This is a genomic window from Akkermansia muciniphila (assembly GCF_018709685.1).
Taxonomy (GTDB): Bacteria; Verrucomicrobiota; Verrucomicrobiia; order Verrucomicrobiales; family Akkermansiaceae; genus Akkermansia; species Akkermansia muciniphila_E.
The window spans coordinates 66,766-93,746 of sequence record NZ_JABDHQ010000001.1 but is presented as its reverse complement, the minus strand read 5'-3'; the positions used below and the strand labels follow the sequence as shown (position 1 = coordinate 93,746).

General features: G+C 58.6%; 25 protein-coding genes and 1 tRNA gene. 13 read left to right on the top strand and 13 right to left on the bottom strand.

What is annotated here, in order from left to right:
- Positions 1-4: 4 nt before the first annotated feature.
- A complete protein-coding gene (locus tag HHJ06_RS00355; protein WP_215426825.1) occupies positions 5-1,936 on the bottom strand; it encodes a beta-galactosidase in 1,932 nt (643 codons plus the stop codon).
- A gap of 178 nt (positions 1,937-2,114) precedes the next feature.
- On the opposite strand from HHJ06_RS00355, the gene gpmA reads away from it, so the two are divergent.
- Positions 2,115-2,870 carry a 2,3-diphosphoglycerate-dependent phosphoglycerate mutase gene (gpmA, locus tag HHJ06_RS00350; RefSeq protein WP_215426824.1) on the top strand — a complete coding sequence of 252 codons (756 nt, stop codon included), beginning with the start codon at positions 2,115-2,117 and terminating at the stop codon, positions 2,868-2,870.
- Between the two features lie 25 nt (positions 2,871-2,895).
- A complete protein-coding gene (locus HHJ06_RS00345; protein WP_215426823.1) occupies positions 2,896-3,924 on the top strand; it encodes a 2-hydroxyacid dehydrogenase in 1,029 nt (342 codons plus the stop codon).
- Positions 3,925-3,956: 32 nt separating this feature from the next.
- Here HHJ06_RS00345 and HHJ06_RS00340 read toward each other — a convergent pair whose 3' ends face one another.
- Together HHJ06_RS00340 and HHJ06_RS00335 are read right to left on the bottom strand one after the other, a co-directional pair.
- The gene (locus HHJ06_RS00340) at positions 3,957-5,036 is read right to left on the bottom strand and encodes a hypothetical protein (protein ID WP_215426822.1); all 1,080 of its coding nucleotides are present in this window, start codon (positions 5,034-5,036) and stop codon (positions 3,957-3,959) included.
- Complete coding sequence (locus tag HHJ06_RS00335; RefSeq protein ID WP_215426821.1) at positions 5,033-5,203, bottom strand: hypothetical protein; 171 nt, start codon at positions 5,201-5,203, stop codon at positions 5,033-5,035. Before HHJ06_RS00335 ends, HHJ06_RS00340 begins: the two co-directional genes overlap by 4 nt.
- 135 nt (positions 5,204-5,338) lie before the next feature.
- Here HHJ06_RS00335 and HHJ06_RS00330 point away from each other — a divergent pair, with 135 nt between their 5' ends.
- From HHJ06_RS00330 to HHJ06_RS00320, 3 genes are all read left to right on the top strand, one after another.
- Positions 5,339-6,229 carry a hypothetical protein gene (locus HHJ06_RS00330; protein WP_215426820.1) on the top strand — a complete coding sequence of 297 codons (891 nt, stop codon included), beginning with the start codon at positions 5,339-5,341 and terminating at the stop codon, positions 6,227-6,229.
- Between the two features lie 271 nt (positions 6,230-6,500).
- Entirely contained in the window at positions 6,501-7,658 is a 1,158-nt protein-coding gene (locus tag HHJ06_RS00325) for an acyltransferase family protein (protein WP_215426819.1), read from the top strand.
- 102 nt (positions 7,659-7,760) lie between these two features.
- Positions 7,761-9,170: a DHA2 family efflux MFS transporter permease subunit gene (locus tag HHJ06_RS00320; protein ID WP_215426818.1), complete on the top strand. Its 1,410-nt coding sequence runs from the start codon at positions 7,761-7,763 to the stop codon at positions 9,168-9,170.
- Positions 9,171-9,190: 20 nt separating this feature from the next.
- On the opposite strand, the gene HHJ06_RS00315 is transcribed toward HHJ06_RS00320, so the two are convergent.
- Complete coding sequence (locus HHJ06_RS00315; RefSeq protein ID WP_215426817.1) at positions 9,191-9,658, bottom strand: acyl-CoA thioesterase; 468 nt, start codon at positions 9,656-9,658, stop codon at positions 9,191-9,193.
- Between the two features lie 272 nt (positions 9,659-9,930).
- Between HHJ06_RS00315 and HHJ06_RS00310 the strand changes: the two genes are divergently transcribed.
- The 4 genes from HHJ06_RS00310 (at position 9,931) to HHJ06_RS00295 (ending at position 12,907) form a co-directional block, all read left to right on the top strand.
- Entirely contained in the window at positions 9,931-10,191 is a 261-nt protein-coding gene (locus HHJ06_RS00310) for a hypothetical protein (protein ID WP_215426816.1), read from the top strand.
- 369 nt (positions 10,192-10,560) lie between these two features.
- Positions 10,561-11,130, top strand: a complete 570-nt coding sequence (locus HHJ06_RS00305) for a chromate transporter (RefSeq protein WP_215426815.1) — start codon at positions 10,561-10,563, stop codon at positions 11,128-11,130.
- On the top strand, positions 11,130-11,693 hold the full coding sequence (locus tag HHJ06_RS00300) for a chromate transporter (RefSeq protein WP_343206584.1): 564 nt from the start codon (positions 11,130-11,132) through the stop codon (positions 11,691-11,693). The genes HHJ06_RS00305 and HHJ06_RS00300 overlap by 1 nt, the downstream gene beginning before the upstream one ends.
- A 314-nt stretch (positions 11,694-12,007) precedes the next feature.
- Positions 12,008-12,907 carry an SDR family oxidoreductase gene (locus HHJ06_RS00295; protein ID WP_251841344.1) on the top strand — a complete coding sequence of 300 codons (900 nt, stop codon included), beginning with the start codon at positions 12,008-12,010 and terminating at the stop codon, positions 12,905-12,907.
- Between the two features lie 167 nt (positions 12,908-13,074).
- Here HHJ06_RS00295 and feoB read toward each other — a convergent pair whose 3' ends face one another.
- The 7 genes from feoB to HHJ06_RS00260 form a co-directional block, all read right to left on the bottom strand.
- Positions 13,075-15,198 carry a ferrous iron transport protein B gene (gene feoB / locus HHJ06_RS00290; RefSeq protein ID WP_215426813.1) on the bottom strand — a complete coding sequence of 708 codons (2,124 nt, stop codon included), beginning with the start codon at positions 15,196-15,198 and terminating at the stop codon, positions 13,075-13,077.
- Positions 15,199-15,221: 23 nt separating this feature from the next.
- Positions 15,222-15,446: a FeoA family protein gene (locus HHJ06_RS00285; RefSeq protein ID WP_215426812.1), complete on the bottom strand. Its 225-nt coding sequence runs from the start codon at positions 15,444-15,446 to the stop codon at positions 15,222-15,224.
- 27 nt (positions 15,447-15,473) lie between these two features.
- Positions 15,474-16,130, bottom strand: coding sequence for a metal-dependent transcriptional regulator (locus tag HHJ06_RS00280; protein ID WP_215426811.1), 657 nt, complete (start codon positions 16,128-16,130; stop codon positions 15,474-15,476).
- A gap of 308 nt (positions 16,131-16,438) precedes the next feature.
- Positions 16,439-16,633, bottom strand: coding sequence for a hypothetical protein (locus tag HHJ06_RS00275; RefSeq protein WP_215426810.1), 195 nt, complete (start codon positions 16,631-16,633; stop codon positions 16,439-16,441).
- A 9-nt stretch (positions 16,634-16,642) separates the two neighbouring features.
- Positions 16,643-17,158: an IbrB-like domain-containing protein gene (locus HHJ06_RS00270; RefSeq protein WP_215426809.1), complete on the bottom strand. Its 516-nt coding sequence runs from the start codon at positions 17,156-17,158 to the stop codon at positions 16,643-16,645.
- Positions 17,155-18,450, bottom strand: coding sequence for a phosphoadenosine phosphosulfate reductase (locus HHJ06_RS00265; RefSeq protein ID WP_215426808.1), 1,296 nt, complete (start codon positions 18,448-18,450; stop codon positions 17,155-17,157). The genes HHJ06_RS00270 and HHJ06_RS00265 overlap by 4 nt, the downstream gene beginning before the upstream one ends.
- A gap of 868 nt (positions 18,451-19,318) precedes the next feature.
- Positions 19,319-19,393, bottom strand: a tRNA-Asn gene (locus tag HHJ06_RS00260).
- A gap of 164 nt (positions 19,394-19,557) precedes the next feature.
- On the opposite strand from HHJ06_RS00260, the gene leuB reads away from it, so the two are divergent.
- The 4 genes from leuB (at position 19,558) to HHJ06_RS00240 (ending at position 24,406) form a co-directional block, all read left to right on the top strand.
- On the top strand, positions 19,558-20,667 hold the full coding sequence (gene leuB, locus HHJ06_RS00255; RefSeq protein ID WP_215426807.1) for a 3-isopropylmalate dehydrogenase: 1,110 nt from the start codon (positions 19,558-19,560) through the stop codon (positions 20,665-20,667).
- Between the two features lie 125 nt (positions 20,668-20,792).
- On the top strand, positions 20,793-21,833 hold the full coding sequence (locus tag HHJ06_RS00250) for an NAD(P)/FAD-dependent oxidoreductase (protein ID WP_215426806.1): 1,041 nt from the start codon (positions 20,793-20,795) through the stop codon (positions 21,831-21,833).
- Between the two features lie 85 nt (positions 21,834-21,918).
- A complete protein-coding gene (locus tag HHJ06_RS00245; protein ID WP_215426805.1) occupies positions 21,919-22,797 on the top strand; it encodes a rhomboid family intramembrane serine protease in 879 nt (292 codons plus the stop codon).
- A 73-nt stretch (positions 22,798-22,870) separates the two neighbouring features.
- The gene (locus HHJ06_RS00240; protein ID WP_215426804.1) at positions 22,871-24,406 is read left to right on the top strand and encodes a YifB family Mg chelatase-like AAA ATPase; all 1,536 of its coding nucleotides are present in this window, start codon (positions 22,871-22,873) and stop codon (positions 24,404-24,406) included.
- A gap of 123 nt (positions 24,407-24,529) precedes the next feature.
- Here HHJ06_RS00240 and HHJ06_RS00235 read toward each other — a convergent pair whose 3' ends face one another.
- Together HHJ06_RS00235 and HHJ06_RS00230 are read right to left on the bottom strand one after the other, a co-directional pair.
- Positions 24,530-25,228, bottom strand: a complete 699-nt coding sequence (locus HHJ06_RS00235) for a PEP-CTERM sorting domain-containing protein (protein ID WP_215426803.1) — start codon at positions 25,226-25,228, stop codon at positions 24,530-24,532.
- A gap of 406 nt (positions 25,229-25,634) precedes the next feature.
- Positions 25,635-26,924, bottom strand: a complete 1,290-nt coding sequence (locus HHJ06_RS00230) for an O-acetylhomoserine aminocarboxypropyltransferase/cysteine synthase family protein (protein ID WP_215426802.1) — start codon at positions 26,922-26,924, stop codon at positions 25,635-25,637.
- Positions 26,925-26,981 lie beyond the last annotated feature (57 nt).

The window sequence follows — 26,981 nt, the reverse complement described above, 5'->3', positions numbered from 1 at the left end:
GGCTTTACCACTGGTTGTCCAGATTTTTGGTATCTATCTTTCCAGGCTCCTTGTTGCGCTCCTTCATGCCGCGGATGGGCTTGGGCTCCTTCTCATGAAGGTCCAGAATATCAATCACGTTCTCTCCCTTTTTCAGGAAGGGCGCCGGAACATACAGCCTTAACTGGGGCCCTACGTTCCAGTACCGCCCCACGTTAATGCCGTTCACCCAAACATACCCCTTGGCATAGCGGGACATATCCAGGAACGTATCCTGCGGCTCATCAATATTCACCACGGCCCGGAAATGCGCGCCTTCCCGTTTTGCGGAAGGGCCTTTTCCCCTGGGGGCCCGGACAATGGAGGCGGCTTTCAGGGGAAGCGCCCTCACCGTCCAGTTCTTCAGCTCACGCTTTCCCAGCTTCACGTCTCCGTGCAGCCCCTTGCGGTCGCTCTCCATGCTGATGTGGAAATTGATATGGCCCATGGCCTCCACCAGGATTTCCAGCGTTGCGGGTTTCTTGCGTTCCGGCAGTTCCAGGCTCTTCTGCCCCAGGCGGCGGTCCAGCGTGCCTGCCAGTTCCCCGTTCAGGTATACCTGGGCATAATCATTCACATTGCTCAATTCCAGCTTTTCAGCCGGACCGGCGGGAACCGTAGTGCTGTAAATGGCCATCCCCTGGTTCTGGTTCCACTGCTCAAAATAGGGGGGCTGCGGGAATTTGGACCGGAAGGGCCTGGGCAGGTTCTCCCAGAGCCCGGCATGCACCACGGGCGTGAACTCCGGAATCTCCATGGCCGGAATATCCGCGGGAGGTTCAGGCACGGCGGTGTCCGCGGGCAGTTTTTCCAGGATAATTTCCCTCATCCGGGTGTAATACTCATTCATCCGGCCCTGCTCATCCACGGGAGAACCGTAATCGTAACTTGTAACATCCGGCTGGTATTGTCCCGGCCCACCGTTGTTGGCCCCCGCCGTGAAGCCGAAGTTGGTGCCTCCGTGAAACACGAACAGGCTGAAGGAACGTCCCTTGTCCATAAACCAGCGGACGTGGTTGACGATTTCCGGAGTGGGCGCCCAGTTCCCTTCCCCCCAGTGCCGCAGCCAGCCCGGATACGTTTCCGAGGAAAAGACGGGAACGCCCGGATTGCACTTGTTGGCCACGTTCCAGTGCCCGTCGTTCAGGCCCGGGTCCAGCCCCACGGCCACGCCGGGCAACACAACGCCCTTCAGGTAATGTTCTCCCGCGCCGTCAGACGTGTAAAAGGGGCCGAACCCCTTTTTGGTCCAGAACGCCTTCAGCCATTCCATGTACTTGCGGTCCTTCCGCTGGTAGCTGCCGTATTCGTTTTCAAGCTGGGTCATCAGGATGGGACCGCCGTTCTTCACTAAAAACGGCTCCGCCACACGCGCCACCGCCTCCAGGTAACGCGTCTGCGCCTTCATGAATTTGGAGTCTTCCGTGGTTCTCAACCTGGCTTTGGGATCCTTCAGCAGATAATGGGGCAGGCCTCCCATATCCCACTCCCCGCACACATAGGGGCCCGGGCGGAACAGAACCCACATGCCTTCCTCCTGGCAAATCTTGAGAAACTCACCCAGGTCACGGTTGCCCGTCTTGAAATCAAAGCTGCCGTCCGGCTGCTCATGGTCATTCCAGAACACGTAAAACGCAATGGTGTTCAGGCCCATGGCCCGCGCGGTCCGGATGCGGTGCCTCCAGTATTCCCTGGGAATGCGCTGGGGGTGCATCTCCGCGCCACGGATCTGGAACGGCTTCCCGTTCAGCATGAACTCCTGATTCCCTTCCCCGCCGAACTTGAACACGGCGGGAGCACCCCCGGAAGGAGCGGGCTTCTGCACATTCTGGACGGCCTCGGGCCCGGCCCAGGCGAGAGCTCCCACTCCGGCGGCCATCAGGGCGGCGGCACACCTGAACCCATATTGCTTCATCATGATGAACTGTTAATCCATTTGAAGACGGTTGCCAATCACAATTTCACATATGCTCCCGCACCTGCGGGCCGGCGGCCCTTTTCACGACAAATTCCTCCCGTGGCGGAGCTTGCAATCATGTCATACGCCCGCCTTCCTTTGCGCGGATGCCGGAAGCCGGGTGTCTAAATTCAGCGATATGAAAACGATTGTTCTTCTGCGCCATGGAGAAAGCACGTGGAACCGTGAAAACAGATTTACCGGATGGACGGATGTGGACCTGACGGAACGGGGGGTGGAGGAAGCGTACCACGCGGGCGACCTGTTAAAAGAGAAGGGGCTGGCCTTTGACCAGTCCTATACCTCCTATCTCAAGCGTGCCGTAAAGACGCTCAACTGCGTGCTGGACCGCCTGGACCAGGACTGGCTTCCCGTCGCCAAAAGCTGGCGGCTCAATGAAAAGCATTACGGCATGCTGCAGGGATTGAACAAAAGTGAAACGGCTAAAAAATACGGAGACGAGCAGGTGCTGGTCTGGCGGCGCAGCTATGACGTGGCCCCGCCGCCCCTGGCGGAGGATGATCCCGCCAACCCCAGATGGGACCCCCGCTACAAAGGCGTGCCCGCCGGAGAGCTTCCGCGGACGGAATCCCTGAAGGAAGCCATTGACCGCATGATGCCCTACTGGGAGGGAACCATCCTGCCCTCCCTCCGGACGCTGGACAACATCCTGATTGTAGCCCACGGCAACACCCTGCGCGGCATGATCAAGTACCTGAAACACATTCCCAATGAACAGCTTCTTTCCCTGAACCTGCCCACCGCCATTCCCTGCGTGTTTGAATTTGACGATTCCATGAACCTCAAGAAAGACTATTTCCTGGGGGATCCGGATGAAATACGTAAACGCATGGAAGCCGTCGCCAGCCAGGGGCAGGCAGCTAAAAAACCATAGGCCACTCAACCCTTTTTCCTTCCACATGACCCACCCATCCTGCCGCATTGCGTTTTTTGACGCCAAACCCTACGACCGGGACTCCTTCAACCCGATCAACGAGCGCGATTTCCATTATGACATCCGCTACTTCAAGGGGCACCTCACTCCGGACAGCGTTCCGCTGACGCGCGGCATGGACGTGGCGTGCATTTTCGTCAACGATACGGCGGACAGGGAAGTAATCCGGAGCCTGAAGGAAAACGGCGTGAGGCTGCTGGCCCTGCGCTGCGCCGGATTCAACAACGTGGACCTGAAAGCGGCGGAAGATGAGGATTTGCCCGTCGTGCGGGTTCCCTGGTACTCCCCTTACGCGGTGGCGGAACATGCCGTAGCGCTGATGCTGGCCCTGAACCGCAAGATACACCGCGCCTACTGGCGCACCAGGGACGGCAATTTCTCCCTGCACGGCCTGATGGGCTTTGACATGAACGGAAAAACGGCCGGAATCATCGGCACGGGTAAAATCGCCAGAATCCTCATCCGCATCCTCAAGGGCTTCGGCATGAACATCCTGGCTTATGATCCGTACCCTGACCAGCGCTTTGCGGAAGAAGCCGGCATCACGTACACCACGCTGGACAACCTTTACGCTCGCTCCGACATCATCTCCCTGCACTGCCCCCTCACCCCGGAAACGGAATACCTGATCAACGCGGACTCCATCGGCAAAATGAAGGACGGCGTCATGATCATCAACACGGGGCGCGGCAAGCTGATCAACACGGAGATGCTGATTGACGGCCTGAAATCAAAGAAAGTGGGCTCCGCCGGCCTGGACGTGTACGAAGAGGAAGGGGAATATTTTTATGAAGACAAGTCAGACAGAATCATTGATGATGATACCCTGGCGCGGCTGCTCTCCTTCAACAACGTCATCCTGACCTCCCACCAGGGCTTCTTCACGAAGGAGGCCCTGCACAATATTGCGGAAGTCACCCTGCACAACATCCGGGATTTTCTGGAAGGCAAACCCTTGGAAAACCGGGTCAGCCTCCACCAGGAAAAAGCATGAGGCCGGGCTGAAAAGCCCGGTTTCCCGATACTCTACCGGATGGGAACGTCATAAAAAACGGTTTCATACCCCTGCTTCTCCATCATCTCCCGGCGTACCACGCGCATCACGTTCCCTTCATAATCCCAGCCCCCCAGCCACCACACCACGTTGTAAATGGCCGGGGCCCGGTACACGCATTCCACGGAAATCTCCGGAAGGGAGGCCTCCGCCGTACCTTCATCCGTGTTGGAAACCTCATACTCATGCCTAACGACCCGGTAAAGCAGCAGGGTCGCCGTGTGGCCGTCCAGATGGTTGATTACGATGAAGTAATCTTCCTCCGGCAGGGGAACCAGCTCCATCCAGCGCCGGTTGGCCGCCAGGCAGCTTTCTTCCGCCCCGCTGGAAAAAATCACGGCTCTCATACCATTCGGCAACGATTCCGAACGAATCCGGTACCCATCCCCGGCAATCTCCTTCAGCAGGGCGGCCGGAACCACAGCGGCGGCAGGATTTTTCTTCATGTATTTCTCCTGCAAAGCAGGCGCCATATCCGGGATGGAGGGAGGCGTGCCTTCCGCTCTCTTTAAATTTTTAAAAACGGCCCGGCAAATTTTATCCGCCTTTTCCGGGTTTTCATACGTCTCCCCCGGCAGCAGGGCGTTCCGGAGCACGCCAGCGGGCAGGGAGCCGGAAAACAACAGCCGCGAACCGACTGGAACCACGGGTTTCCGGGCATTCTGAAATAATTGCCTCTCCAGGGAAACGGAACAGCCGTTGAGCTGGAAAAACAGCTCCGCAGCAATCCAGTCCGTTCCCGCTTTCCCCTTCACACCGGGCCAGCTGTTTGCGGCCACGTCCTTCACCTGCACCAAACAGGGAACGGACGCGTTTTCCCGTTCTCCGGGAGGCAGGCTTTCCATATAGGCTTCCACACGGGCCGCCGCAGGGGACAGGAGCGTTTTTCCGGGCCTGATCAGAGGCTGCTCAAAAGGCTCCCGGTCAAAGTCGGACAGCGTTTTTTCAGCCTTCAGCACTCCCGCTCCCATCCCGGACAGGAGGAAAATCAGCAAATAATAATTCTTCATCATCGTAGTTGGGGTTACGCCGGACCACTGTCCGGCTATCATTGATTAAAGGCTTCTGATGCATTGAGGACAAGCAGATTTTTATCTTTTTCCTCCTCTGCCTCCGGCTTGGAATCTCCAGAAAATTCCGTGCCGGACCACGGCGCTTCCCTTCCGCCCAAAAATCCCTTTCCTGGAGCCTTCACCACGGGGATTCTGCGGATGGCCATGCAGCCGTTCCACCCTTGGAGCCGGGAAAAATACGGAAAAATCTTCCACTTTTTTATTGACCGCAACGGTATCTTGAAGGACAAGACCTGAGAAGATTCATCTCTGTTTCTCAACTATCAACACCCATATCCAACATGAAACTGCTCTTCCTTCTCCATGCCTCCCTTCTTCTTTGCATGACCGCCCAGGCCAAATTCCCGGCGGACGGTTTGGTTAAAACGGCATCCTCCGGCATTGTCCAAGGGAAAGCCATCCTGATGAAGGCTGAAGACGCGGAGCTTTCCAAAAGCAAGCTGGCAAAAATACAGTCCAGCAAATTCATTGCCGGCATGGCGGAAAAAGACTCCGGCGCCAGTTGGGAAGTCAACGTGGCGAATGACGGGGAATACGTCATTGAAGTCTGGTACACGTTCCCTTGGACAGCTTCCGCCACCGCCCAGTATGAGTTGAAATGCGGCGGCAGCGCCCCCTTCCTGTGGAACGTGCCCACCTCCGGCGGCGGCACGGCAGACGGAGGCATCTACCACCTGGGCCGCATGAACCTGGCCAAGGGCAAGCAAACCTTCACGCTGAAGAAAAAAGGAAGGGACGGCATTTACGTCCGCTATATCCGGCTGATTCCCACCGCCATTTTCCCGGTAGTCCGGGCCGCCGCGAGCGGCAAAATCACGCTTCTGCCTGAAAACTGCCTCGTCACCCGCGCCCTGGCAAAAGACATGGGGAAATTCACCGTCCTGTCCCACTTCAATTCCGTCAGCTGGGACATTTACACCAAAAAAGGCGGCACCTACACGGTCACGACGGATTACGCCATTGCGGACGCTCCCTCCACCCTGTTCAAGCTGGGTTATTCCGTCAATGACCAATTGACGGAATTCACCTTCCCGGGCACCGGGGGCTGGTCCCGGTTCGTCAAATACTCCCCCGGCACCATCACGCTGCCGCCGGGAAAATGCACTCTGACCGTCAAGGGAATCACCAGCGGGGCGGAGACGAAATCCGTGGTGCTCACGCCCGTTCCGTAAGTCCCCCCGGACCGTTTTTGCAGGAACCTGTTCCCCACTCCGGAAAAGGGGACTGCGAAAATCCCTCTCCATTTCTTCATTTTTCTTTACCTCTCTTCCTCCCTGTGGAATATAGGAGGCGGTCTGCCCGCCTGCCGGGCGGGCCGCTACAGCACAGCCCCGCACCGGGATCTTTTCCGCAGGAAGGGCCCTTCCGGCACCGCGGCTGCGCGCCACGCAAATATCATCCATCTTTCTGCAAGCACGATCATTTTTTGCCGTACTTTATACCATGAGCGCTCCGGTTCCCCTCTCTCCATCCGTCCTGGCTCCCAAACCGCATTATGCCGCCCTGGACGGCCTGCGCGGCGTGGCGGCCGTCATGGTGGTCCTGTTCCACATGTTTGAAGGGAGCACAAAGGACTTCCAATTCCATACGGACCAGATCATCAACCACGGCTACCTGGCTGTGGACTTTTTCTTCATGCTCTCCGGGTTCGTCATCGGATACGCCTATGACGACCGCTGGGGAAAAATGAGCCTATGGAACTTCTGCAAGCGAAGGCTGGTGCGACTGCAGCCCATGGTAGTCATGGGCATGCTGCTGGGAGGCATCCTCTTCTACTTCCAGGGCTCCGAGATTTTTCCCAACCTGGCGCAAACTCCCGTGTGGAAAATGCTGCTGGTCATGACCGTGGGGTTCACCCTGCTGCCCGTGCCCGTCTCCCTGGACATCCGGGGATGGACGGAAATGCACCCCCTGAACGGTCCGGCCTGGTCCCTCTTCTTCGAATACATCGCCAACATCCTTTACGCCGTGCTCATCAGGAAATTCACCAGCAGATGGCTGGCGGTCCTGGTATTCCTGGCGGGATGCGCCCTCATCCACCAATGCTACACGCAGGGCAACAACATCGGCGGCTGGACGCTGGACGTGGAACAATGCCGCGTGGGCCTCACGCGCCTCATGTTCCCCTTCTTCGGCGGGCTGCTCCTGTTCCGGCTGTGCAAGCCGGGACGGATCAGGCACGGCTTCTGGTGGTGCAGCCTGCTTCTGGCGGCGGCCCTGGCCATGCCGCATGTGGGCGGCGCGGAAAATTTCCACCTGAACGGCCTGTATGACGCCTTCTGCATCATCATCATCTTCCCGGCGGTGGTCTTCATGGGGGCCAGCGACATCCCCGGAGACATCTCCTCCCGGGCCAGCCGCTTCCTGGGAAACATCTCCTACCCCCTTTACATCACCCACTATCCCATTGTCTACATCTACCTGGCATGGGTGCACGACGCGGAAGTCCCCTTTTCCCGGGCTCTCCCCGTGGCGGTGGGCGTCCTCTTCCTCTGCATTGCCGTGGCCTACGGGTGCCTGAAGCTCTATGACGAACCCGTGCGTGCGTGGCTCTCCAGGCGCGTGCTCGGCCGCCGCGCTCCGGAACCTCCCAAGGCGTAAACGGAGCCCCCGCAGACTCCCGGAAAAACAAACGGGAGCATCCCGGACAAACATCTGCCTTGCCCCCGGCGCGGCCCAGCCGGATACTGGCGGCGGCCGTCCATGGAAAAATTGCAGACATCCTCAAAAGCGCTGCGCTACCTGCCCTTTCTGGTGGCATCCGCATTCTTCATGCAGATGCTGGACGCCACTATCCTGAACACGGCCATTCCCACCATCGCCCGGAGCTTCCACAGCCACCCGCTCCAGCTCCATTCCCTGGTAACGGCCTACATGCTCACCGTCTGCGTCCTGATCCCGGCCTCCGGGTGGATTTCCGACAAGCTGGGCTCCCGCCGCACCTTCCTCTTCGCCATCTCCGTCTTCTCCGCGGGGTCCCTGCTCTGCGCCCTCTCCACCTCCGTTCCCATGATGACCGCCTGCCGCGTCATCCAGGGAATCGGGGGCGCCTTCCTGATGCCTGTGGGGCGGCTCGTGGTTCTTCGCTCCTACCCGCGCTCCATGTTCGTGAACGTCCTGAACATCGTGACCATTCCGGCGCTGCTGGGGCCGCTCCTGGGTCCGGTGCTGGGCGGCATCATCGTCCAGTACGCCTCCTGGCACTGGATTTTCCTGATCAACATTCCGGTGGGCCTCGCGGGCCTGTGGGCCACCTGGAAAATCATGCCGGACCTGAAAGCCGTCCGGGAACAGGGATTTGACTGGCCCGGGTTCCTCCTCTTCTCCTCCTCCGCCGTGCTGGTCACCATGGGCCTCTCCGCCACAGGAGGCACGGAAGACAGGGAACGCATGATCCTGCTCATGTCTGCCGGAGGCGTCCTTCAGCTCCTGTACTGGGTGCTGGCGTTCCGGTCAAAGGCGCCCCTCTTCAGCCCCGCCCTGTTCCGCATCAGGAACTTCGCCATCGGCATTGCGGGCAACATCGTCTGCCGGCTGGGCGGAAGCTGCCTGCCTTACCTGATTCCGCTCTTCTTCCAGGTGGTGCTGGGCTACTCAGCCCTTCAATCCGGCATGTCCCTGATCCCCCTGGCGCTGAGCAACCTGCTGGCAAAGACGGTCGCGCCGCGGCTGCTCGGCAAATTCGGCTACCGGAACATCATGGTGGTCAACACCTTTACTATCGGAGCCCTGCTGGCGGCGTTCTACTTCGTCGGCCCCGGCACCAGTGAACTCACCCTGCTGGGCATGCTGGCTCTGCTGGGGGGAGCCAACTCCATTCAATTCACCTGCATGAACACCCTGACGCTGATCGACCTTCCCAACTCGGACGCCAGCAGCGGCAACTCCCTGCTCTCCACCATCATGCAATTATCCATCGCCGTCAGCATCGCCGCAGCTTCCCTGCTGCTGGACAGCTTCGGCGGCCACTCGGCCACGTCCGGAACAGCCGTGGAAGCCGCCTTCCACGCCACCTTCGTCACCATTGGCATCACGGCGGCGGCCAGCTCCTTCATCTTTGCCCTGGTGGACAAGGACAAGGGCATTACCCGCAAACGGAAAAAAGCGGCCTGATGCCGGAGAGGCGCGCCCGTTCAGGAACAGGAAACGCTCTCTCCCGTATCAATGGAGCAGCACTGCGCAAACTGGGCGCGGGACTCTTCCAGGGTGATCGGCTTCTTATCCGCCCCCAGGGCCACGTAAACCAGCTCCGCTTCCGTAATCTTGGCAATGTTGTTGCAGAGCTTCGTCAGGCGTTCCGCGTACACCTCCACCTTCACCGTGACGGAAGTGCGCCCCACCTTGAGAATCTCCGTATAAAAGGAAACTATATCCCCCACCAGCACGGGAGCTTCAAACGTCAGGCTGCTGACCGCACGCGTCACAATATAGCGGCTCAGGGCATAACGCATGGCCGTATTGGCGCCCGCAAGGTCCACCTGGCTCATCACCCAGCCGCCGAACACTTCCCCGCTCTGATTGGTATCCGCGGGCATGGGCTCCACGCGCAAGGCGGGAATGCGGTCTTCCGGAAGCTGGGCATGTTGATAGGTACTTTCCATAAATAAGAATAATTATAAATTAATGCAGTTATGCTTATCCATCCCGGCCCTCTTGTAAAGAGCAAAAAGCGGAAGCGGCGCAGGCCGCTCCCACGGTTTCCTTCCCTGTGCGGATCATCCCGGCCTGCATGACTGGTACAACAGACGCCGGAACTTTCCGTTCCATTCAAAATGAGAAAAAGAAAAAGGCATTCTTCTGCCGGACACGCGGATTTGTGCGTCTTATTCCCGCCATTTTTCACCATGGCGGCGGACAGGGTTGTCTATTCCTTATGGACCGTGATCGAGAACCCAAAACGAAAGAAGTGGACGGGGAAGAATGGCCTGCTTCCGACTTCGCGTACGTGCCGGACCCTGAAAAGCCTTCCACCTGGAAACTGCCTATCTTCAACATGCACCACGTTGGAGGAGCCCTGGCCGCCATGACCAGCGATTACCGCGGCAATCCCGTGGAAATCCCGGAAGAGGACCGCCAGGCCGTCATGGACAAAATCCTGGCCCGTAAAGCGGAACTGGAACGGGAAAAAAAGTAACTGCACTTTTCTTCCTTAACCGGAACACAGCAGGGGACGAGTAATTTTCCACCTTTTACTTCCTTTATTTTTTACGTCCGGCAGGGTAAAACCCGCCGGATTTTTTGTGCCCGTTTCCCGGCGTGCAAAGATTTCACGATACCACCGCGCTGCAAGGGCCAGGAAACTCCTCCTTCCCATATTTTTTGCCTTTGCGGGTGTAATGGCATGGAATTCCAGCGGCGGCTGTGGTAGGATTTCCGTGTTCCATCATCCTTGGAAAAAGGAAGCAGCACGGGGCATTAAGACATTCTCCCCCTGAAAACGGCGTCCATTCTTCGGCAAAGCCGGAACCCGCAGCGCCATTTCCTCCCCTTAAACGTAATCCGCATGACAGGAGAAAAAGTCAAAAGATGCCTCTGGTTATTCTGGATCAACCTGTTCATCGGGGCTTTCACCTTTGGGGGCGGCTACATTGTCGTTCCCATGATCAGCAAGTACTTTGTCCGGAAAAAACGGTTGTTTTCCAAGGAGGAGCTTCTGTCCATGGCCGCTATCGCGCAATCTGCGCCCGGGGCCATTGCCGTCAACCTCTCCGCGCTGGCGGGGCACCGGACCGCAGGCATGGCCGGCGTAGTATCCAGCTGCCTGGGAGCCGTCATTCCGCCGCTGATCATCCTCTCCATCGTATCCGTCTGGTATGACGCCTTCAGCTCCAATACCGCCGTGGAAGCGGTGCTGCGCGGCATGCAGGCGGGCGTGGCGGCGCTCATTGTGGACATTGTGGCGGACATGTGGCAGATGATTCTCCGCAGAAAATCCGCCCTGCTGAATGCCCTGGTGCCGGGCGCGTTCCTGGCCAGCTTCGTCTTCCGTCTCAACATCGCCGCCATTCTGGCCGTGTGCTGCGTCCTGAGCCTCTGGCACGTCTGGAGAACGCTGGGAAGGAGGGCCGGATGATGCAGGCGCTCTGGCAGCTTTTCAGCGTCTTTCTCCAGATCGGCGCGTTCAGCATCGGGGGCGGCTATGCCGTCATCCCCATGATCCGGGACCAGGTGGTGATTCACCAGGGCTGGATTACGCAGAAGGTCTTTACGGATATTATCACCATCTCCCAGATGACGCCGGGGCCGCTGGCCATCAACACCTCCACCTTCGTGGGGCTGCAAATCGCCGGCATTCCCGGAGCCGTGGCGGCCACCCTGGGATGCATCATTCCCGGCGTGGCCGCGGCGCTGCTGCTGCACCTCTTTTTCCAGAGGCACAAAAGGTCCGCTTACGTCTCCGGGGTTCTGGAAGGCTTGAAAGCAGCTTCCGTGGGACTGATCATGTCCGCCGGGGGCACCATCCTGATGCTGACCTTCTGCGGCACCTTTGACTGGCACGCCATCACGGAGGTGGATATTCCGAGCATCATCCTTTTCGGCGCGGCCCTGTTCATCCTGCGGAAATGGAAGATGAACCCCATCCTGCTGATGAGCCTGACGGGATTGGCCGGATATTTTATTTACGGATTGTCCTGAAGCAACCGCCCTGCCGGTTGACCTTCCGGCCGGTAATTTTTCCTGATAACAAATTGGAGAAATTTAAAAGTATTCAAGGAAGAGCGGGATTGGAAAGTTTTATCCTGATCAAGGGGAATATTATTCAGAATAACATTATATCCATGAATATCAATGACATGTTATCATAAAAACCCGTCTTCCCCTGAACGGATAACGCGGGCTCCGGTCATCACGGAGAAGAGAAGCGGAACACCGGAGAAGAAATGCAGCCGCCAGGCAGGAATATTCATTCTTCCCGGCAGTACCGCGCCAACAGCACGATTAATGAAAAAATGAGCACAAAAGATATTCGCAAGATGCAGGACCCCCGCCATGAATTCCACCGGGAAGGGTATGAAAAACAGCAGCAGGAAGCCCCCGGCCTGCAATCCGAAATGAAGCCCGTGCCGGACGCCGGGGAAGAAAGCTATCAGGGTACCGGCAAGCTCCGCGGCCGGAAGGCCCTGGTCACGGGCGGGGATTCGGGCATAGGCCGCGCGGCCGCCATTGCCTATGCCCGTGAAGGAGCGGATGTGGTCCTGAATTATCTTCCGGAAGAACAAAGCGACGCGGAGGAAGTGGCGGAACTGGTCAGGAAGGAAGGGAGAAAGGCCGTTCTGCTGCCCGGAGACCTCAGCGATGAATCCTTCTGCAAGCAACTCATCAGGGACGCCCTGGAAAAACTGGGCGGCCTGGACATCCTGGCGCTGGTGGCCGGCAAGCAGGTGGCCGTGGAAGACATTCAGGACATTACCACGGAGCAGTTGACCAAGACATTTGAAGTGAACGTCTTCTCCCTGTTCTGGATTGCCAAGGCCGTCCTCCCCCACCTCAAGCCCGGGGCGAGCATCATCACCTGTTCCTCCATCCAGGCCTATCAGCCGGGCAAAAACCTGATTGACTATGCCTCCACGAAAGCGGCCATCATCGCCTTCAGCCGCGCCCTGGCCAAGCAGGTGGCCTCCAAGGGAATCCGGGTCAATGTGGTGGCGCCGGGCCCGGTCTGGACGCCCCTGCAGGTGACGGGAGGCCAGCTTCAGGAAGACCTGCCGGAATTCGGCCAAAAAACGCCTCTCAAGCGCGCCGGGCAGCCTGTGGAACTATCCGGACTGTACGTCTTCCTGGCGTCCCAGGAATCCAGCTTCATCACTGCGGAAGTCTTCGGCGTCACGGGAGGAATGCACCTGTCCTGAGGCGGACATCCGCGGAACCGGGAAAGGATGGGAGCCGCTTTACCCCCGCAGGCGCCTGTCTTTCCGGCAGAGCTGGACCCTTGGCCTTCTGTTCCCTTCCCGGGTTCCGGGGAGGGACGCTCCCGCCGTTCCGGAGCAAGCCCCGGCGGCATGAATTCCCTCTCAAATCAGGCGAATCCCATCAGGCGCGCCGTTCCCGCCACCAGAATGCACATGGCAACGCCGCAGACCGTCGGGATGGCAAAGGCAAGCAGGGCCCACTTCCATTTGCCCGTCTCCTTGCGGACCGTAAGAACGGCGGTGGAACACGGCCAGTGCATCAGGGAAAACAGCATGGTGCACAACGCCGTCACCCAGGTCCAGCCGTTGTCCGTCAGGAGGGATTTCAACTGGTTCATGTCATCCATGTCCATCATGTTGTCGGAAGCCAGGTACCCCATGATGATCAGGGGAAAGACGATTTCATTGGCCGGAATGCCCAGAATAAACGCCATCAGGATCACGCCGTCCAGCCCCATGAGGCGCCCGGCGGGGTCCAGCCACTGCGTGCCGTGCACCAGCAGGCTGGCGTCTCCCAAACGGATATTAGCCATCAGCCAGATAACGATCCCGGCGGGAGCCGCCACCATCACCGCGCGCCACAGGACGGTCAGCGTCCTGTCCATGAAGGAGCGGACAATCACCTTCCCGATCTGGGGCTTGCGGTAGGGGGGCAGTTCCAGGGTAAAGGAGGACGGAGTCCCCTTCAGGATCGTATGGGACAGCAGGGCCGTCACGGCAAACGTCATCCCCACGCCCAAGCCGATCAGAAGCACCAGCCCCGCAACGGAGGCCAGCGGCTGCAACCCGGATGCTACGGACCCGGCAAAGAACATGGTCATGAGCGCGATCAGCGTGGGGAACCTGCCGTTGCAGGGAACAAAGTTGTTCGTCAAAATGGCGACGAGCCTTTCCCGCGGGGAATCAATAATCCGGCATCCCGTGATTCCCGCCGCATTGCACCCGAACCCCATGCACATGGTCAGCGCCTGCTTGCCGCAGCCGCAGCACTTCTGGAACACCTTGTCCATATTAAACGCCACCCGGGGCAGATAGCCGGAATCCTCCAGCAGCGTGAACAGGGGGAAAAAGATGGCCATGGGGGGCAGCATCACGGAAACGACCCATGCCACCACGCGGTAAACGCCCAGTACCAGCACGCCGTGCAGCCATTCCGGAGCATGCGCCAGGCGGAACAGGGCCGTCAGGGCCTCCTGGCCTTCCCCAAGCAGGTTCGCCAGCCACTGGGAGGGGTAATTGGCCCCCACAATGGTAATCCAGAAAATGAGCACCAGCAGGACGAACATGAGAGGATAGGCCGTCCACCGGCCCATCAGCACCTTGTCAATGCGCCTGTCGCGCCCCAGGCCCCCGCCGTCCGGCAGGATGACCACTCCCTGGCACAGCCGCTCCGCCCGTTCCACAAAGGCGGCCGCCACACGGTCGCCGAAAGATTCGCCGGAAGAGGGATCCGCCGCGGACGCCTCACGGAGGATGTCCTCCACCTCCTTCTCTTTCCTTAAATCATTTCCCGCATATTGCGCCAGAAGCCCGAGCGTTCCTTCATCCCCCTCCAGCAGCTTGACGGACGCCCAGCGTGCTTCCAGGCCGTTCAGGGAACAGCCGGAAACGGCGGCGTCCAAACGCTCCAGCCACGGTTCCAGGTCCTTCCCGTAGGACAGGTGGCGGGAGGGGCGCCTTTCTCCGGACCACGCCATCCGCTGCACCGTCTCCGCCAGGACCTTCAGCCCCTCCCCCCTGGCGGCTGCCGCCGGAACCACGGGCACTCCAAGACGCTCTTCCAGAAGAGGACAGTTGATGCGGATGCCCTTGCGCCGGGCCTCATCCATCAGATTGACGCAGACCACCACATTTCCCGTCGTTTCCATGACCTGGAGGGCCAAATTCAAATCCCGCTCCAGATTAGTGGCGGAACAGACCACGATGACGGCATCCGCATGGCCAAAACAGATGAAATCCCGCGCCGCCTCCTCATCCGAAGAACAGGCCAGCAGGGAATACGTGCCCGGCGTATCCACCAGCAGGTACTCCCGCGAACCGCGCCCCACAATACCCTCCGCACGGACCACCGTCTTTCCGGGCCAGTTCCCGGTATGCTGGCGCAGCCCCGTCAGCGCGTTGAACACCGTGCTTTTCCCCACATTGGGAGCGCCCGCCAGCGCCACAACAGGCATGCGCTTTTCCGCCGGACCGCAAGAGCCGTCCCGTTCCTCTTCACTATTCGGACTCACCGGGTCTCCTTCATTGGCTGGTTTCAGGCGGACTTGACGGTAATCAGTTCCAGATCGGAAGACCTGAACGCCATCACCGTTCCGCGCACAAGAAAGGCAACGGGGTCCCCGAACGGCCCGCGTTCCAGGCATTCCACCCTGGTTCCCGGAATCATGCCTATATCCATCAACCGCCTTCTCAGGCGGCTTTCCACTCCCAGAGACTCAATCCTGGCGGCTTTTCCTTCAGGCAACTGGTTTAATGTCATGGTCAGTTTATCCTTTCTATTAATTGTTCATGCAGAAATTTCCACAAGGATGGCATCAGCGGCGGCTACCGGCAATTCCAGCCGGCGCCCTTCCTGGGCTTCCACCAGAAACGCGCCGCAATGCGCGCCTTCTTCCAGGAGAGCCACTTTTTCATGAAGGCGAATGCCGCAGGAGGCGAGAAGCTCCAGCAGTTCCTTTGACTCCGGCACACGCCTGACCACCGCCGGAATCCCTGCCGGAAGGTCAGACAGCCGGGAAAGCGGCCCTTCCTGCGGTCCCTGCTTCTTCCTGCCCGGTATCTTTCTCCCGTGGGGGCACATCTCCGGGTAACCCAGAAAACGGTCCAGCTTTTCCATCAACTGCGGTGAAGCCGCATGTTCCAGCTTTTCCGCTTCCTCATGCACGTCCCCCCACGCATATCCCAGATGGTCTACCAGGAAAACCTCCCACAGCCGGTGAATGCGCACCAGCCGCACGGCGGCTTCCTCCCCTTTCCGCGTCAGGCGGATGGAGCGTTTCTCCACGCTTTCCACCAGGCCTTCCTTTTCCATCTTCCGGATAATTTCACTGACGGAAGCGGCGGAAACGCCCAGATCATCCGCAATATGCCTGTTGCTGACGCGCTCCGCATTCTGCTGGAGTCTGGCAATCGCTTTTAAATAATCTTCACGGCTGCTGGTCATGGCGCTGATGCTTTCCTTCGTTATAAGGTATACCTAACAAAATGCCGTTTCGCTCAAATAAAAAAGATTCTCCCGTGTCAGCAAGGCCATTTTCCATGCGGAAAATGACTGTGGGCAGCCGGCGGACGGGAATAAGGCGGCACGCGTCATTGCCGGGCTGTTCCTGAACGGCACTTCCCTGCCCGGCATCTTTGAACCGTCCCTTCCGGAGAAGGAAAAACAGGACCGTTCCTGAACAGGGGCCCCGTTAAAAGCCATCCCCGGTTGATGGAAAATCCCTCCCCGGCGGCATAAACACAGTCCCCTGCTTACCTTTTCAATTCCTCCGCAATTCTGCCGAGGTTTTTTTCCGTTGCCGTCCTCAATTTGTCCTGCTGTTTCCAGTACCACGCCGTTCTCTCGGATACTCCGGCCTGCTCCGCCAGCCAGCGCACGGCGCCGCTCGTGTCACAGCCCGTTTTCTTCCGGATGGCTTCCAGCAATTGAGTGACATCTTTGTTCATGGACTGGCGTCATTTTGATTCCCACGCCCGGCTGAATTCGCTGTCATGAAACAGGGCGGCAATACCGCTGAGCTGCTTGAGGCGCAGCAGTTCCGCCGCGTCCATGCCCAGGTTTTTAAGTATCCACGCATCCGACATGCCCGCTTCCGTCAATTCCCGGATAATGTTGGTCATGAGTTCGATATTATGAGAGCCACGGGCACGGTTGTGCCTGATGGTGGAGGCCATGCGGTTTCCAAGGGGCTTGTCGATAACGGCCACCGGCACCATGCCTTCCTCCCGCTCGTAGATATCGCGGTGTATTTTCATGATCTGGCAGCGGTGGAACCCGTCAACGATTTCATAGGTGCCGTCCTCCAGTTTATAACAGACAATCGGCATCGTATAGCCGTCTTCCTTGATGCTCTGGTAAAGCAGCTTCATTTCGGGGGGAGCCACACTGTTCGGGTTGTAGGCATTGGAGCGGATTTGGTCCAGCGGAACACGCCGGATCCTGTAGACGGGGGATGGAGAAGAGGTGTTCATGAAATATTGCGGTATTTGTTGACGGCGGCACGGCGCCGGGCAAGCGCCCCCTTGGTAGGGCTGAATCCGGCATATCTGCAAAAGTAGTCATTCTTCATGATGCAGATGCACATGCGCTTGTAGGAGGGTACCTGCCGGAAATTGCTGACGGGCATGTCGTCGGGGTATCCCATGAATTGAACGACGTCGCGCCCGCCGTAGCGCCTCGACTTCCCCGTCACGGTGGCCAGGGGGTAGGCGGCCAGCACTTCATCAGCGGTTCCGGGATCAACGGTGCCCCCTTTTGTCCAGTATTTTTTGGATTTTTCAAGGATGCCGTTGTAATGGGCTGCCGTTTTCGCGTCCATCGTGGAAAGCAGGAATTCATAATAGGACTTCCATGTATGGCCGGGAGGCAGCTTGATGGTTTTCCAGCCCATGGCCGTTGTGCCTCCGTACAGGCCCGTAAAGTTGACGCCGTTGACGCGCCCGATCATGCGCGCCCAGTTGGCGGGATCAATGACCTTGTAAAGTTTCAGGCTTTCCTGGGCACAATCATTGAAGGGGCTGGCCACCCGCATTTGCCCGGCAGTGAGGCCCGCGTGGTACAAGAGGTCATAAAGGCGGTTGTAGTCAAAACCAAACCGGGCGTTGGCCGTCCAAATATCGCTGACGCGCCAGTCGTAAAGAGGATAGGCATTGACGGTTACGGCATCCGTCTGCGTGATCCACTTTCTGCCTTGATAGGATCTCCGTTTATTGCCGCGTGCAACGGCTGCGTACCTGTTCAGGCTCTCATCCGCCCGCAGCCCCACCATGACGGCAGTGGTTCCGTGCTGCCTGGCAAAGTGGCGTGAAAGCTTGTCCTGGAACTCGTAATCCACCATGCCGTGCCGGAACGGAACGTCAAGATTCCCTTCATGAATCACATAGGGGTTTTCCGGCATGGGCCGCACCCACAGTTTTTTTTGGGCGGCGTCCCACGGCGTCCAGTAGGGCTCCCCCAGCGCGCAGGCCGACTGGGCCTTGACCGGCACGCAATACCACATTTTACGGATGCCGGGGAATTGTTCCAGAAACGTCCGGGTTACATACTCGGTCGTCATCTGGTATTGGGCCTCGTAATCCAGGTGGTACATGGTCAGCTTGTCCAGCAGGCCTTGTTCATCCGCATAATTGTAGCAGAGATTGAGCATGACGCCGCTATCCTTGCCGCCTGAAAAGGACACCAGAACATGGTCAAACTCCTGGAAGCAGTAGGCGATGCGTTCCAGCGCCGCTTCATAGACGTTTTTGTCCAGGTAGGTTTTCACAATTTTTCCAGAATCTTTCTTGCATCACGCCTGAAGCACCCTGCCGGAGGCGCGCCAATCATCTATTCCTGCCTGCGGCTCCTTTGCCAAACAGGACTGTAGCGCCTTCATGCCCGCGTAATGGTAAATAACATCGTGTCTCGCCATGTTTTGAAATGCGCAGCAGATTACGATCCGTTGTTTTCCTGCAACAATGCCAACCTACTGAATTATTGGAGCAGGTCAATGTTTTTACTGCAATTATTTCAGTAATTTTACTGTGATTTGCCCTCTTGTCAAATACCCATGCTTTTTCACGAGTAACGCCATTCAAGGAGCGCCGCTTCCATCGCGGCACGGTTCCCCTCTCTTTGCCCGGGGAGCCATATTATTTCAGAATCAATGCACCGGAACGGGAATCAAAATGGAATGGAACCTGTTGAGGATTCCGCTGTTTTAATTCTTTCAGCGGAGAATGCTCGGCATCCTTTTTACTGGTGGCCCGGTTAAGATACAGGATGATGCCGCTCTCCGGCCTCTTTAACTAAGGGTTCTCTCAAACGCCCTCCTGCGGGCTCATTTTTCAAATGGCGATACAGCCGTTATTCTTCCCTTGAAGAAAAAATACCCGGTTTTCTTTGCAGAAGCCGGACAACCTGGCGGAATACGGCCCCGTCACCACCCGCTTGGAGCATATTGTGCCGGATTTACTTTCCAGCGCTTCATGACTCTATCCGGTAAGCGCGGTTTTACGCCGGAACGGAATCAAAAAATGATATTGAGTCAGCATTTATGGCTGTTCCCCCACGATTTTTCACATTTCCAGCCCCGGAACAGGCAAAAAAGAAGCCCCGTAAGTTGTTGAACTTACAGGGCTTTAGAAAAAGAATGGCTCCCCCGGTTGGGCTCGAACCAACGACCTAGTGATTAACAGTCACCCGCTCTACCGCTGAGCTACAGGGGAGTTTGCGTTCCATGGAGCGCGGAGGGATTTTTAATGGAGGCACGGGCGTTTGGCAAGTACTTTTTTGTTCCTGTATGCTTTTTGACGCAAAAAGGCGCCGGGAAATGGACATGCCAGCGGTGTTTCTTGACCTTTGAGGGGAGAATGCCCAGACTTTCAGCGACATGAGTGAACATCACCATTATATTGCTGTTCTGGCCGGCGACGGCATCGGCCCCGAGGTCATGAAGGAGGCCCTGAAGGTTCTGGACGCCGTAAGCGCCAAATTCGGTTTTACCGTGAGCCGCAAGGAGGCTTTTGTGGGGGGTGCGGGCATCGACCATTGCGGCAAGGCCCTTCCGGAGGAAACCATCCGCGCCTGTGAGGAGGCGGACGCCGTCCTGTTCGGCTCCGTGGGCGGCCCCAAGTGGGAACACCTTCCCGCCAATGAACAGCCGGAGCGCGGCGCCCTGCTGCCTCTGAGAAAGCACTTCGGCCTGTATGCCAACCTGCGCCCCGGCGTATGCCTGCCTGCGCTTACCCATGCCTCCCCCATCAAGAATGAGCTGATTGAAGGCGGTTTTGATATTCTTTGCGTCCGGGAACTGACGGGCGGCCTGTACTTTGGCCAGCCGCGTTTCCGCGAGCAGGAAGGGGACGACGTGGTGGTGGTGGATACCATGCGCTACCACAAGAGCGAGATGGAGCGCATTGCCAGGGTGGCCTTTGAAGCCGCCCGCGGGCGCCGCAAGCGCGTCACCAGCGTGGACAAGGCGAACGTGCTGACCAATTCCCTGCTGTGGCGCGAGACGATGATTGAGGTTTCCAGGGATTATCCGGACGTGGAGCTGCTCCACATGTACGTGGACAATGCCGCCATGCAGCTGGTGCGCAATCCCCGCCAGTTTGACGTGCTGGTGACGGAGAACCTGTTCGGGGACATTCTTTCCGACGAGATGGCCATGATCTGCGGCTCCCTGGGGATGCTGCCCAGCGCCAGCCTGTGCCAGGGCAGCCGGGACAACGGCCTGTTTTTCGGCCTTTACGAGCCTTCCGGCGGTTCCGCCCCGGACATCGCCGGCAAGGGCATTGCCAATCCGATCGCCCAGATTCTTTCCCTTTCCATGTTGCTGCGCTATTCCCTCGGGGAAAAGGACGCGGCAGACGCCATTGACGCCGCCGTGCGCCGCGTGATTGAACAGGGCTACCGCACGAGAGACCTGGCTACGGGAGCCCCCGGAGAAATTCGCGTGAACACCGCGGAAATGGGGGACGCCATTATCGCGGCCCTTTAAGACGCCTTTTTCCAGCCCCGCAGGCGCATTCCGGCGCCTGCGGGGTATTCCGCTTCCGGAGGAGAGAGACCTTGCCTCCATTTTTCCATTATTCCCGGGCTTTTCCGGTTCTTCATTCAACGATCATGAACATTCTTATCATCGGCCAGGGAATCGCGGGAAGCTGCCTGGCATGGGAATTGAAACGCCGCGGCACGGATTTCACCATTGCGGACCGCCCTGTTGCGGAAACGGCTTCCCGTGTGGCGGCCGGGCTGGTGAATCCCCTGACGGGCCGCGCCTTCCGCCCCGGCTGGCGGCAGGAGGAGTGCCTGTCCGCAGCAGCAGATTTTTATCCGGAAACGGAACGGGAACTGGGCGGCTCCTGGTGGCAGAAGACCCCGATTTTCCGGGAACTGGAAACGGAGGACCAGCTTGAAATCTGGCAGGAGCGCCAGATGGCCCCGGAATCCAGCCCCTATGCCGGTCCCCTTTTTCCGTGGCCCGAACACTGGGAAGGACAGGGAAAAGCCGCTTATACGCGCGGTTCCGCCGTCCTTCACGTGGAGGACATGGTCAACGCGATGCGGCGGTTTTTCACGGAACAGGGCCGTTTTGCGGAAGCGGACGTGTCTCCCGCAGACATCCAGCCGGATGAAGACGGCCTTTTCCACTGGAACGGACGGATTTTCACCCATGTGGTCTGGTGCACCGGCTGGGAGGCCGGATGCCATCCGGACATGGCCCCGCTGAAAGGACGCCCTTCCAAGGGAACGATTCTGGACTTGGACCTGAAGGAGCTGGACTGGCACGCGGGCATCCTGCACTTCGGCCGCTGGCTGGTTCACAACGGCTCTTTCTGGCGCTTCGGCGCTACGTACGCGTGGGCGTGGGAAGCTCCCGGCATTCCGGAGGCGCCTGCCGTCCAGGAATTGATGCTGGACCTGGTCAGGCGCTATTCCGGAGAGATGAACGTCATCCGCGCACGCGCCGCCGTGCGCCCCATCATCCGGCGCAGCCAGCCCATCGCCGGGCCCATTCCGGGCCTGAACGGCCAGTATGTCTTTTCCGGGCTGGGCAGCAAGGGAGTGACCACCTCCCCGTGGTCGGCGGCCCGACTGGCGGAACATCTTGTGCACGGCGCGGAACTGCCGCCGGACCTGCTGCCCGCCGCACTGTGGAAATAATGCGGCGCGGTTCCCTCCCCTTCCTTGAACGGGACGGGTATTTTCCTTGTCAAAACGCCCTGAACACGATTACATTCGGCCTTATATGCGAGCGGAGAACGAGAACTGGGGAAATACGGTACGGCAGCATTTGTTTGACCAGCGCGGCGCCGTCATAGTGCACTGGCTGATCCTGGTTAATGTGGTCGTCTTCATGCTCGGGTTCTTCTTCCAGGTGGAGATTCCGCGGAATATTTACCCTCCCGGCCGCCTGGACCTGATTCAGCTTTACGGGGCCTACAGCGAATATACGTGCTTTCATGAAGGGGAGCTGTGGCGCCTGTTCACCTACCAGTTCCTGCACGCCAACCTGGGCCACATCCTGTTCAACATGATTGCCCTGTGGTTTTTCGGCCCGGTGGTGGAGGAACGCTTCGGCCACCTGCGCTTCCTGCTGTATTACCTGTTCTGCGGGGTGGCTGCGGCCCTGTTCTCCTCCCTGCTGGGGTACATGGGATTTTTTGATCCGGAGTGGCGCTTCATTCCCATGGTGGGGGCTTCCGGCTCCATTTACGGCATCATGGCCGCGTGCGCGGTGCTTTTCCCGCATGCGCGGGTCCAGCTTCTGTTCCCTCCGGTCAATCTGAGCGTCCGCCAGTTCGCGCTGGCCGTGCTGGGCATTGCCTGCGCCGTCATTATCTTCCAGTGGAACAATGCAGGCGGTGAAGCGGGCCACCTGGGCGGCATGTTTGCCGGATTTATCCTGACCCTGCTGATCCTGTGGAAGGAAAAACTGTCCTCCCCCAAGGCACGGGTCGTTCCTTCCTCCCATCAGTCTCCGGCACGCCCAGCACGCCATTCCGCCAATAACCGCTTCCCTTCCGAAGAAGAGGTGAATGACATTATGGAAAAAATATCCCGGTCCGGCGTGTCCAGCCTCACAGAAGAGGAGCGGGAAATCCTCCGGAGGGCCTCCCGGCGCTGAATAATCCGGCAGATATTTTTATTTGTTCTGCTATTTTTCTTTATTTTTTGGTGTTCCCCGCTAGCATGGGGAAATGATGACGCGGCTGTATTCTTCTACCGTATTGGGCGTGGATGGCATAGAGGTGGAGGTGGAAGTGGATTTCCGCCCCATGGCGGAAAAACGCATCTTTATCGTGGGCTTGCCGGATACGGCCGTCAAGGAGAGCGGCCAGCGCGTGGATACGGCCATCCAGAACAGCGGGCTGCCTTTCCAGCAGGGCATTTTTGTCGTCAACCTGGCCCCGGCGGATTTAAGGAAGCAGGGGCCGGCCTTTGATCTTCCCATTGCCCTGGGAATGATTGCCGGAGCGGCGGAAACGGAGATTGACGCTTCTAGCTGGTGCATCATGGGAGAGCTGGCCCTGGATGGCGCCGTACGCCCCGTACAAGGCACCCTGCCACAGATTATGGAGGCGAGGCGCATGGGACGGAAACGCATCATGTTGCCCTGTGCCAATGCCCATGAGGGGGCGCCGGTGCAGGGCGTGGATATTTATCCCGTCTCCTCCCTGCGGGAAGCCTGGCAGCTGCTCACCTCCGCCGCCCTGCCCGCTCCTTTCACCAATTCCGGGGCGGAAGAACAAAGTGATGGAGAAAAGGAAATTGCCGTGGATTTTGACGAGATCAAGGGGCAATCCTACGCCCGCCGCGCCATGGAGATTGCCGCGGCGGGAGGCCACAACATCCTGCTCAGCGGTTCTCCGGGATCCGGCAAATCCATGCTGGCCCAGCGGCTTCCGACCATCCTGCCCCCGCTGAGCCGGGAAGAAGCCCTGGAAACCAGTAAAATCCATTCCGCATGCGGACTCTTGAAACGGGGAAACGGGCTGGTGGCCCGTCGGCCGTTCCGGGCACCGCACCACACCATATCGGATGCGGGGCTGATGGGCGGAGGGGCAAATATCACTCCGGGGGAAGTGTCCCTGGCCCATAACGGCGTCCTGTTTCTGGATGAACTGCCGGAGTTCCGCCGCGCTGCGCTGGAAACCCTGCGGCAGCCGCTGGAATCCGGCCATGTGGTGATTTCCCGCGCCTCCGGCACCATGACGTTTCCTTGCCGCTTTATGCTGGCGGCAGCCATGAATCCGTGCCCCTGCGGGTATCTGGGGGACAGAAGGAGAACCTGCACGTGTCCCCCGGCGCAAATTGCCCGCTACCGCCGGAAGATTTCAGGGCCGCTTCTGGACCGGTTTGACCTGCTGATGGAAGTTCCCGCCGTGGACCCTTCCATCCTGGCTTCCGCGCCAGCCGGGGAATGCTCCTCCAGCATCCGGGAGCGCGTCATGGCGGCCCGGCGGCTCCAGTGCAGCAGGTATGCCGGCACTCCATTCCGCAGCAACGCCGCTCTTTCCGGAAAAGCCCTGCAAAGGTACTGCCGCCTGCGGCCGGAAGGCCGGGACATTCTGCTCCGCGCCGTGGAGGAACTGTCCCTTTCTGCCCGGGCCTATGACCGCATCCTGAAAGTGGCCCGCACCATAGCGGACCTGGAGGGTAACCCGGAAATCCAGGATTCCCATTTGTATGAGGCCGTGCAGTACCGGGCTTTTGAACATTCCCTCCGGGAATAACCCCGCTCCGGCTGGCGGAAAGCCGTGTTTTCCCACATTCCGGAAGTTCGCCCTTTTCAAACGTAACGGGAAAAGGAGGCGGGGGACAAATCCCGCTTCCCTCCCGGTTGGCGGAATGGCTGTTCACCGGCTCCGGTACCTCCGTACGGCCAGCGCGCCCAGGCCCAACATTCCCAGGGAGACGGAACCCGGTTCCGGAACAATCTCATAGGCCACCTGGATGTTGGAGAGCGTGTAAGGGGAGGTGGCGGGCCCGGCACCGCCGCGCACTCCTGCAACTACCTTGTAACCCTCTCCCCACGCCAGAGGGGCATCCGCCATGTTCAGGGAGACGGCCGTCGTCCCGGAGGTGGAATTAAAGGTAAAACTTTCCATGGCGGAGAGGTCCTGGACAAGCGTTCCGGCGGAGTCATAAACCGCCAGAACCATGACGTAGCTGGTGATGACGGAGGCTGGCGTATCACAGGAAAAAACGATGGAGGAGACAAGGTCTCCCTGCTCCGGGCCCCGCAGCACCATGGCAAAGGAGTCTCCGGCCACGCCGCTCCTGCCGCACAGGATGATGGAGCCGACGTTCTCGTTGCTGATCCAGGTTCCTTCTCCATTTTGGGGCCAGTTGGCCAGGCTGTTGTTATTGCCTCCCGCATAGACGCCAAACCCGCGGGTCCTTACCTTATCCAGAAGCTGGTTCCCCGTCTGCGGCGCCATGGTTGCCGTTTGTGGCAAATTGGCCGATTCAGGCAGTTCAGCAGTAATGGTAGCGGCATTGGCGGCCAGCACGCTGGCGCAGCTTATTAATACAGCACAATATCTACTTTTCATAAGCTACACACCATAATAAATTTATTATGTTATGTCAATTTACAATTAAGAAGAAAAGTCTTTGAATTTTCCGCTTTTTCTGAAATCTGGCGCATCTTCTTGAGGTTGAAAGGCCGAAGCGTTTCCCGGAACGCGCCCTTGCTGGATTTTTCTTTATAACCCTATTAAAATACCTATTTTACGTGGAATTAAGCTTTGGAATAAGGGGAAAATGAAATGAAGTTATTTTTCTGCGGAGTTTCCGCAGGTTTTTACAAGGGAGGGGAGGCCCCTGCTCCGGGAAATGGTTTTTCCGGAGGCATTCCACACTCCGTGCCATCCCGGCCTTCCCCATACCACACACAGAGCAGCCGTTCCGCGGAGATGCCCGCGGAACGGCTGCTCGTACGAGAAAGGAAAGACCGGTTTAACGGATGGCTTCCAGAGCCTGGCCAAGGTCTGCAATAATGTCTTCCGCGGCTTCCGTCCCTACGGAAAAACGGATGAGGTCGGGCCGGACGCCCGCTTCCATGAGCTGTTCATCCGTCAACTGGCGGTGCGTATGGCTGGCGGGATGGAGAACGCAGGTGCGGGAGTCCGCCACATGGGTGACGATGGCGGCCAGTTTCAGGCTGTCCATGAATTTGATGGCGCGGTCACGGCCGCCCCGGATACCGAAGGTGACCACCCCGCAGGATTGCCCGCAGCGGAATTGCTTCTGCGCCAGGTCATGATACTTGTTGGACGGCAGGCCCGGATAGTTGATCCAGGCCACTTCCTCCCGGCTTTCCAGGAATTCCGCCACCTTTTGCGCGTTTTCACAGTGACGGGGCACGCGCAGGTGCAGGGTTTCCAGGCCCAGGTTGAGCAGGAAGGCGTTCTGCGGGGACTGGATGGAACCCAGGTCGCGCATGAGCTGGACGGTCGCCTTGGTAATGTAGGCGCCCTTGCCGAAGCTCTTGCTGTAGGAAAGCCCGTGATAGGAGGGGTCCGGCTCCGTCAGGCCCGGGAATTTGTCCCTGTGGGCTTCCCAGTCAAAGTTGCCGCTGTCCACAATGGCTCCGCCCACTGCCGTGGCATGGCCGTCCATATACTTGGTGGTGGAGTGGGTGATAATGTCCGCGCCCCATTCAAAGGGACGGCAGTTGATAGGCGTGGCGAAGGTATTGTCCACGATCAGGGGAACGCCGTGCGCATGGGCGATGTCCGCCATCTTGCGGATGTCCAGCACACAGAGCGTGGGATTGGAAATGGTTTCCGCAAACAGGGCTTTCGTATTAGGGCGGAAGGCCTTGGCTATTTCCTCCGCCGGGGCGTCCTGATCCACAAAGGTGACTTCTATGCCCATCTTGCGGAAAGTGACGGCAAAAAGGTTGTACGTCCCCCCGTAAATGGAAGCGGCGCTGACGATGTGGTCTCCGGCCTCGCAGATGTTGAAAACGGCAAAGAAGGAAGCCGCCTGTCCGGAGGAGGTCAGGATGGCGGCCACGCCGCCTTCCAACTCCGCGATTTTTCTGGCAACCGCTTCATTGGTGGGATTCTGAAGGCGCGTGTAAAAGAATCCGGCTTCTTCCAGATCGAACAATTTGGCCATTTGCTCGCTGGTTTCATACTTGAACGTGGTGCTCTGGTAAATGGGCAATACGCGGGGTTCTCCCTTTTTGGGGGTCCAGCCCGCCTGCACGCACAGCGTTTCCGGTCTCAGTTCCTGACTCATGATGCAGGGATGCTATGCCATGCCGCGTGCCTTGTAAAGCAGGGAAAAGCGCGGTTT